General features: G+C 40.6%; 10 protein-coding genes, 2 tRNA genes and 1 pseudogene. 10 read left to right on the forward strand and 3 right to left on the reverse strand.

Annotated elements, in window-relative coordinates:
• Positions 1-428: patatin-like phospholipase family protein (locus HP439_RS15900; protein WP_172391324.1), on the forward strand; the 428-nt coding region annotated here is incomplete at its 5' end.
• A 15-nt stretch (positions 429-443) separates the two neighbouring features.
• Here the strand turns inward: HP439_RS15900 and HP439_RS15905 are convergent.
• Positions 444-1,289 (reverse strand): alpha/beta fold hydrolase, encoded by an 846-nt coding sequence (locus HP439_RS15905; protein WP_172391325.1) that lies wholly within the window; start codon positions 1,287-1,289, stop codon positions 444-446.
• A 335-nt stretch (positions 1,290-1,624) separates the two neighbouring features.
• On the opposite strand from HP439_RS15905, the gene HP439_RS15910 reads away from it, so the two are divergent.
• The 5 genes from HP439_RS15910 (at position 1,625) to obgE (ending at position 4,297) form a co-directional block, all read left to right on the forward strand.
• Positions 1,625-1,698 (forward strand) — tRNA-Arg (locus tag HP439_RS15910).
• 160 nt (positions 1,699-1,858) lie between these two features.
• Positions 1,859-2,308 carry a KTSC domain-containing protein gene (locus HP439_RS15915; RefSeq protein ID WP_172391326.1) on the forward strand — a complete coding sequence of 150 codons (450 nt, stop codon included), beginning with the start codon at positions 1,859-1,861 and terminating at the stop codon, positions 2,306-2,308.
• 252 nt (positions 2,309-2,560) lie between these two features.
• Positions 2,561-2,634, forward strand: a tRNA-Arg gene (locus HP439_RS15920).
• A 74-nt stretch (positions 2,635-2,708) separates the two neighbouring features.
• Positions 2,709-3,278 carry an adenylate kinase gene (locus HP439_RS15925; RefSeq protein ID WP_172391327.1) on the forward strand — a complete coding sequence of 190 codons (570 nt, stop codon included), beginning with the start codon at positions 2,709-2,711 and terminating at the stop codon, positions 3,276-3,278.
• A gap of 20 nt (positions 3,279-3,298) precedes the next feature.
• Positions 3,299-4,297 (forward strand): GTPase ObgE, encoded by a 999-nt coding sequence (gene obgE / locus HP439_RS15930; RefSeq protein WP_172391328.1) that lies wholly within the window; start codon positions 3,299-3,301, stop codon positions 4,295-4,297.
• 61 nt (positions 4,298-4,358) lie between these two features.
• Here the strand turns inward: obgE and HP439_RS15935 are convergent, their stop codons facing one another.
• Both HP439_RS15935 and panB read right to left on the reverse strand, forming a co-directional pair.
• A complete protein-coding gene (locus HP439_RS15935) occupies positions 4,359-4,964 on the reverse strand; it encodes a hypothetical protein (protein ID WP_172391329.1) in 606 nt (201 codons plus the stop codon).
• A 10-nt stretch (positions 4,965-4,974) separates the two neighbouring features.
• On the reverse strand, positions 4,975-5,790 hold the full coding sequence (panB, locus tag HP439_RS15940; protein WP_172391330.1) for a 3-methyl-2-oxobutanoate hydroxymethyltransferase: 816 nt from the start codon (positions 5,788-5,790) through the stop codon (positions 4,975-4,977).
• A gap of 113 nt (positions 5,791-5,903) precedes the next feature.
• On the opposite strand from panB, the gene HP439_RS15945 reads away from it, so the two are divergent.
• From HP439_RS15945 to HP439_RS15960, 4 genes and pseudogenes are all read left to right on the forward strand, one after another.
• Positions 5,904-6,647, forward strand: coding sequence for an RluA family pseudouridine synthase (locus HP439_RS15945; RefSeq protein WP_172391331.1), 744 nt, complete (start codon positions 5,904-5,906; stop codon positions 6,645-6,647).
• 15 nt (positions 6,648-6,662) lie between these two features.
• The gene (locus tag HP439_RS15950; protein ID WP_172391333.1) at positions 6,663-7,289 is read left to right on the forward strand and encodes a TlpA family protein disulfide reductase; all 627 of its coding nucleotides are present in this window, start codon (positions 6,663-6,665) and stop codon (positions 7,287-7,289) included.
• A gap of 3 nt (positions 7,290-7,292) precedes the next feature.
• Positions 7,293-8,126, forward strand: a complete 834-nt coding sequence (gene pyrF / locus HP439_RS15955) for an orotidine-5'-phosphate decarboxylase (protein WP_172391334.1) — start codon at positions 7,293-7,295, stop codon at positions 8,124-8,126.
• A gap of 79 nt (positions 8,127-8,205) precedes the next feature.
• Positions 8,206-8,531: pseudogene (locus HP439_RS15960) on the forward strand (hypothetical protein); the annotation flags it as partial.

The following is an 8,531-nucleotide window of genomic DNA, read 5'->3' on the forward strand; positions in this document are numbered from 1 at the left end:
ATCTTAGGAATGAGGAAGAAGTGATCTTTAGAACGGGTAGTATTTATACAGCTATACGGGCGTCGATGGCGATACCCGGTGTATTTAGAGGAGTGGTGTTTGGTGATCGATTTTTAGTTGATGGCGGGGTTCTAAATAATGTGCCGGTGAATCATGTACAGCATAAAAATAATGTGATTATTGCGGTAAATCTAGACGGTCTGCCCGAGCAGAAAGGAGATAAAATACCTAGACTTGGTGCAATTGGTTTATTGCAAGAGTCTTACTACGTGATGCGACGGAAAATGAGCGCAATGAATCTGGCTCTTTTTAAGCCTGATTTTACGATTTCCGTGTCACAGGATTCTGCTGGTATCTGGGAATTTCATCGCTCAAATGAATTAATCGAACGAGGTTACCAGTTGGCAAAAGAAGCAATTGAAGCTTAGTACTACAAGAAGAGATTAACTTTGGTTATCAAGTTTGCCTATTTTTGATAGAAATTCGCTGAGAAGGAGATTAAAACGTTTTGGGTTCTCCAAATTTGGCAAGTGACCCGCGTTCTCTATTTGTTCATAAACTGAGCTTCTGATTCCATCAGCTAAATCTTGCATGTCTTTAGCGGCCGTGATTCGGTCTTGAATACCTCTGATAATTAGGGTAGGGACCGTTATCTTCGCTAGAACTTCAGTTGTATCTGTCCGTGCAGCTAATGCAAGTAGGGTTGCGCAGATGGTACGTAGACTGTTCCTGCGGATACTGCTTTTTATTAGCTCAACAGCCTCGGGGATTTCTTCAATATTGTCCGGTGAAAAGACGTTTTCGGTAAATCCGATGGCAAATGGACGACGTCCATATTTTAAAACAGCTTGAATGCTGTCGAAGCGTTTTTGTTTTCCTGCATCGGAATCGGCCTTTGAATGGGTATCAGAAAGAATAAGTCCGTTTATTTTTTCCGGGAACAATTGGTAGGCGCGTAGCGCGATATATCCACCCATAGAGATACCACAAAGAGTAACCTTTTGAATTTCTAATTTTTCTATAAAAACGCGTAAGTCTTTTGCAAACACATCGATGGAAAAGAAACCGTGCCCCGAAGTACTATTGCCATGTCCGCGGATATCAACTGCAATACCTGTTACCTGGTCAGGTAACGCACTGAGCTGTTGGCGCCACATGTTCTTGTTAAAAGGGAATCCGTGTAGAAATATGATGGTATTGGATTCTTCAGATTTCGATTTTTTGATATAATAGGAGATGCTTATATCACCAATCCGTATTTTGTTGCTTTTTATAACACGTTCTGCCATATAGTTGTAATTTGTTGATGCAAAGTATTAACGCCTAAAAGGCAGTAATGTTTCCTTCTGTTAAATGTACGGATTATTCTGTTGAATACATTAAGTTGGATTCGATATGGTATCCTAAGCGTTTTTTGCAGAGCAAAGGTATCCTGAATAGTTTGTTGCTGTGTATGTTGAAGCTCGATTCAGAAGGGATGAAAAGTTTTTTTTAAACTAATTCCCTCATAGTAAATGGTTTTTGATTTAGAGAGCAGAAAATGATTAAAAAAATTTGAAAAAATCGAAAAAGTAACGATATTTGCATCACCAAAAACGAACAGTTTTTGATACTCAAAAAAAATGCGCTCATAGCTTAACTGGATAGAGCACCTGACTACGAATCAGGAGGTTAGGGGTTCGACTCCCTTTGAGCGCACTTTTTGAATTCTCATTATACAAATCCACTTTTAGTTTTCTAATTTTTCACCCTTTTTAGATCGCTGAGCATGTTCTCAGGGTTTGACAAGTATGAAGATTATGCTTGATGTTACAATGTTTTTGAAAATAAAGGATTTAGAATACTTATCTTCGCGCCAATGAAAAAAATAATAGACTACAGGAATCTTCTTCAAGTTGATAAATCAGCTGATCTAAGCACTCTAAAAACAGTTTACCGTCAAATAATGAAGGAATGTCATCCTGACCGATTTGTTAACGATGAACAAGGGTTAGTTGAAGCGGAAGCTAAAAGCAAGGAGATGATCGAAGCGTATCATTTTCTTGTGAGCATTTGTCCCGAAACATTAGAAAAACAGCGCCCAATCTATAAAAATACGATTGATACTTCCGTTATTTTGGATTTTGATTGGAAAGCACAGGTAATGTCTATTACCTTTCTTGACGGCAGTCAGTACGAGTATTTTGGTGTTCCTCGCAACGAATATGTGAAATTTATAAATGCAGATTCGCCGGCTCGATTTGCAAAGAGACATATTTACCCTAAATATACGTATAGGAATGTACTGAAGACAACTGCTGCTGTTTAAAAGCTAAGTGTGTATCCCACTTTTTGGCTATTACTGGGAATGCAGCACTTGATAAATTCTCGTTTCAATCCAGTATATTGACTAGATGATCTTTTCTAGATAGATTTTTTGAAAAACACTGTATTGATAGCAAGCTGGTTATATTAGTCGGTGGGTAAAAATTTAAAAAAATGTTTGGATACCCGTCCGATTTATCTATATTTGCATCACCAAAACAGAACGGCCGAGATGTCAATAATGTGTTGGTTGCCCGCGCTCATAGCTTAACTGGATAGAGCACCTGACTACGGATCAGGAGGTTAGGGGTTCGACTCCCTTTGAGCGCACTTAGTACACGAAGCCTAATTCTCATCGGATTAGGCTTTTTTTTCGAACATAGTAAAAAAACAATACTACACTTATGCTAAACCTTGTCTTATTCGGTCCTCCAGGTGCTGGTAAGGGTACTCAATCCGAAAAATTAATCGAGAGATACCAACTAGTTCACGTCTCTACAGGCGACATTTTTCGTGCGCATATTAAGAATCAAACGGAGCTTGGGAAACAGGTAAGCCAAATAATTGCAGATGGTAATCTAGTTCCTGATTCTATTACAATTGCGATGTTAGAGGAAGAAATAGAAAAGAACCCCCAGGCGAAAGGATTTATATTTGACGGTTTCCCGAGGACAGTTGCGCAAGCGGAATCACTTGATGCATTCATGCAGTCCATTGGTGAACAAATCACAGGAGTGGTTGCGCTGGATGTAACCGAAGAGGAGTTGAAACAACGTATTGCTAAACGTCAAGAGATATCAGGTAGAGCAGACGATGCTGCTGATAAATTGACGAAACGTATTGAAGAGTATTTCAATAAAACAGTTCACGTTCTTCCTTATTATGAGAAACAAGGAAAGCTATCAAAAGTTAATGGTATCGGTGAAATCGAAACTATTTTTGGTGATTTGACAGCGATCGTAGATAAATATTAAATAAATAGTTTAGAAGTAATATGGCCCAAGGCTCAAATTTCGTAGATTATGTGAAGGTGTGTTGCAGATCTGGACACGGTGGAGCTGGTTCGGCACACTTACACCGAGACAAGCACACGGCAAAAGGAGGGCCCGACGGGGGAGATGGTGGACGTGGTGGTCATATTATCCTTAAAGGTTCGACACATCACTGGACCTTGCTACACCTGAAGTATCGTAAACATATCATTGCTGCGAACGGCGAGCCCGGCGGGAGTGCTTTATGTACAGGCGCAACAGGTAAAGACGAAGTGTTAGAAGTGCCTCTAGGGACTATAGCAAAAGATGCCGAGACTGGCGAAGTGCTATTCGAGATCACCGAGGACGGTGAGTCGAAAGTTCTTACTCCTGGGGGAAAAGGAGGGCTGGGTAACTGGCATTTTAAATCACCAACGCAGCAAACACCTCGATTTTCTCAACCGGGCTTGCCGGGTAAAGAACAGTGGATCATTTTGGAACTTAAAGTGTTGGCGGATGTAGGGCTTGTCGGATTTCCGAACGCTGGTAAATCGACGTTGTTGTCGGTGGTATCCGCTGCCAAACCCGAAATAGCAAATTATCCGTTTACGACATTAGTACCTAATTTAGGGATTGTCAGCTACCGGGATAGCAAATCTTTTGTGATGGCAGATATTCCGGGGATTATAGAGGGAGCATCTGAGGGTAAAGGTTTAGGCTATCGTTTTTTGAGACACATTGAACGTAATTCTGTTCTACTCTTTATGGTACCTGCTGATACCGATCGAAGTATAGAAGAGGAATATGCTATTTTATTGAATGAATTAACGGTTTATAATCCCGAACTGATTGATAAGCCGCGTTTGTTGGCGATCACTAAATCGGATATGTTAGATGATGAGCTCGAAGAGGAGATGGCTTTGACCGTTCCAAAGGGGATTCAATCAATCTTCATTTCGTCAGTCTCCGGAAAGAATATTCAACAGTTAAAAGATATGATCTGGAAAGCGATCAATAGTTAAGATCTAATTTCTTATAAGAAAGATAAAAAGCGATGTCCGTAAAGATGTCGCTTTTTTTATGTTAAATGATAGGGAATAACTTCGTTTCTATATTCCGTTTGTAAGTGTTTACCTGTGCAAAAAAATCTCTATTAACACTGTTTGTATGCTGCTCTAATAAATAAGGCAAAACGACGGTTCCGGCGGTGGTGGCGAGCTTATAATACCCAAATAAGGTCCCTTTATTTTTTTGCACGGATTTCACTTCACTAACCGAAATTATATCCTTCTTTAAATTAAATACGATGGTATCTTTTTTTAAAAAATCAATAAGAACTTCGCCAGTTTGCGGATCATAAAATATGCGCTGATCTTTTGATGCACGCACATGATTTGTATAGACAAACAACTGGCCAATTAAATAAAGACTCAAGGGGAGCATAAGCCATAATATTTTAATTTTCAGGCCTATTACCAGGATTAGAATAAGTAATATAAACCCGCTAGCGACAGTCCACAATGTGCCCCTTGCCGCCTGAGTAAAGACTGCAGCCGAACTTTCTATGGGTAAGAAGGTGTTGGGTCTACGCACATTCGATACGGCAGTTTGTGATCCCCCCATAGAGAATCGTCTCCAGAAGAGATATAGTAATGTGCCGAACAGCGCTAACAGTAATAATACCTTCATCGTGTCACTTTTAATACTGTTCTGATTCGTTTGGATAATTTCCAGACTTGACATCAGCGGCATATTGTGAAGCCGCCTCCACGACGTTCTCATACATTTTCATGTATTGGCGCAAAAATTTCGGTTTGAAGTCTTTTGTGAAACCAAGCATGTCGTTCACAACGAGGACCTGACCATCGCAGCCGTTCCCGGCACCGATTCCTACCGTTGGAATGTTTAATGATTCGGAAACTTCACGCGCAAGTTTTGCCGGTATTTTTTCAAGGACGATAGCAAAGCACCCGGCTTGCTGAAGCGCTAATGCATCTGACTTTAGTTTTTCAGCTTCGGCTTCCTCCTGTGCTCTGACCGAAAAAGTGCCGAATTTATTGATGGATTGAGGTGTTAAGCCTAAGTGACCACATACCGGTATCCCGGCGTCTATAATTTTCTTTATATTATCGATAATTTCAATTCCTCCTTCAAGTTTCAACGCATGCACACCTGATTCTTTCATCATACGCACAGCTGCTTTGAAAGCATCCTCTGCTGTTCCTTGATATTCTCCAAATGGCAGGTCAGCAAGAACTAGAGCTCTTTTCGCCCCCCGTGCAACTGCGCTCGCATGGTATATCATGTTATCTAATGTGATCGGAAGCGTGGTTTCATATCCAGCAAACACGTTAGCAGCGGAGTCGCCGATAAGCAATACGTCGATTCCTGCTTCGTCAAGAGCTTTGGCGGTAGAAAAATCGTAAGCAGTCAACATTGTCACTTTTTCTCCGTTTGTTTTCATGGAGAGAATCGTGTTTGTAGTAACCCGTTTGATAACTTTATGTACTGACATTTTATATGTTTTGGTGTAGCAAAACTAATTAATTAAAACATAAATCTAGGGAAATAATCTAGATTGCAAATGTGAGATCGGAAATCTAGGTGATTATTGCTATTTTTGTCGCTATGCAGGAAAACGAAAATCGTTTGTTTAAATTCCCCAAGTTTCAGGATTTAATCATTTTCGAAGACGATAATTTAATCGTAATCAACAAGCCACCTTTTATTAGTTCGCTAGATGACAGAGCGGGAGGGGAGGTGAATATCCTTCGCCTAGCCAAGAAATATCATCCCGATGCACAGGTTTGTCATAGACTCGATAAGGATACATCTGGTATCCTATTGATTGCGAAGAATCCAGAGACATACCGCTTGATATCGATTGAATTTGAGCGTCGACGTGTAGTTAAAGTATATCATGCCGTTATCGGGGGGACTCATCGTTTCACAGACTTGCGTGTCGATCTACCTATATTGAACCAAGGCAATAAAAATGTTTCGATCGACCGGGCTAATGGAAAAGTCGCCGAAACGATTTTTAACTCAATACAGTTTTTCAGAAACTTTACTTTGGTCGAATGTAAACCGATAACCGGACGAATGCATCAGATTCGTATTCACTTAGCGACGCAACGAGCGGCAATTGTTGGTGATGAGATGTATAGAGGTAAACCTGTGTACTTATCCCAGATTAAAAAAAGAGGATACACATTGTCTAAAGATGAAGAAGAAACACCGATTATGAAACGGTTTGCGCTACATGCGCGCAAAGTAAGCTTCAAGATCGACGGCAAAGATTATGCATTTGAAGCTCCGTATCCGAAAGATTTCGCGACTTTAATAAGGCTGCTGGAAAAATTTGATAGCTAACTGTAAATTATAAATATGGCTAATAAAAGGATTACCTGGAGCAAAGTCTTAAATATTGTACTGATTCTGATTGTTATTTTGGTGGCTATACCAGCCACTCGAAGTATCTTTCAAAAAGGACTTATGAAGTTAGGTTTTTTTCAGCCCGATTTGAAAACTCCGGTAGTACAAGACGCCGAGAAGCCTCCGATTGAGCCCGAATCCTCTTTGCAAGCATCTACAGACGGATCACAAGTGTCATTTCAGGATGACGGGGGTAAAATATTGAAAATACAGGAATTAAAGGGTAAAGTGGTTTTCTTGAATTTTTGGGCTACGTGGTGCCCTCCATGTAAAGCCGAAATGCCCTCGATACAGGCTTTGAAAGATAAGTTTGAGGGTGATCAGGCGGACAAAATAGCTTTCCTATTGGTGGAGCTTGAGCAAGACAAGGAGAAAGCACATGCGTTTATGAAAGAAGGAGGAATGGATCTGCCTATATTTTATCCCGCAAGTGAGATCCCTCCAACGTGGTTAGGTCAATCTATTCCCACAACGCTTATCCTCGACAAAGAAGGGAACGTTGCAGCGCATCATGAAGGAATGGCTGACTATTCCACGGACAATGTTTTCGAATTTATCACTGAACTTATCAATAAATAATATATGACTAGAGCGGAATTGATTCAGCAGATCAAATTGAAGAAGAGCTTTTTGTGTGTAGGTTTGGATACCGATATGACAAAAATACCCTCGCATCTACTCGGTGAAGAAGATCCTATATATACGTTTAACAAAGCGATAATTGAAGCAACAGAGGATCTGTGCGTTGCATATAAACCAAATATTGCTTTTTTTGAATGCTATGGAGTTAAAGGTTGGCAATCTTTGCAAAAGACATGGGAGGCCTTGCCTAAAAATTGTTTAAGTATTGCTGATGCCAAACGCGGTGACATAGGGAATACATCCACACGTTATGCTAAGGCGTTCTTTGATCAGGAGGTTTCCGGTTTAGGCTTTGATTCCATTACTATTGCTCCTTATATGGGACATGATTCAGTTACGCCGTTTTTAGAAATTCCGAGGAAGTGGGCAATCGTACTCGCGTTGACATCCAATCCGGGGAGTCTGGATTTTCAGAATTTTCGTAACGAACAGGGGCAGCAGCTTTTTGAATCGGTATTAGAAAAAGTGGCTAGTTGGGGATCGATTGAAAACACCATGTTTGTCGTGGGCGCCACGCGCGGGCAAGGGTTTGCTGAAGTTCGCCGCTACGCACCTGATCATTTTTTGCTTGTTCCTGGCGTAGGAGCGCAAGGGGGATCATTATCCGATGTCTGCCAATATGGAATGAATAAAGATTGTGGTTTGCTTGTAAATAGTACTCGTGGCATCATATATGCATCCTCAGGAAAGGATTTTGCTGATCGCGCTCGGCAAGAGGCTCTCCTCTTGCAACAGCAAATGCAATTAGAGCTTGAAAAGGCGGGAATAATTTAGAAGCTGGAGAAATCTAGCTTTTATTTTTTTAGTTAAATGTTGGCACAATAATTAGGTGTATATTTAAAATGAATTCTATATGCATATAAGGTCAATACAATTTTTTCTCTTGATCATTTTTATTGTTACAACTGGATGTAGCTCCATATATATGCCTAACGTACCGGCGACGCCGATGTTTAAGCAACGGGGAGAAGCGTATTTGGCCGCCCACGCAAATGTCAAAGGGAACATAAGTGCGAACACGGGTGTGGCTTTTGGGAAAAACCTTGCTATTATCGCAAATGGGTCCTATATTGATCGCGGATCTTCGAGGAGTAATGAGCTCTTCAAGCAGTATCTAATTGAAGGAGGAATAGGATATTTTACCACCATGGGTAAATTGAAATTGCAGGTTCTTGAAGT

The sequence above is a fragment of the Sphingobacterium shayense genome (assembly GCF_013179575.1).
Classification (GTDB): Bacteria; Bacteroidota; Bacteroidia; order Sphingobacteriales; family Sphingobacteriaceae; genus Sphingobacterium; species Sphingobacterium shayense.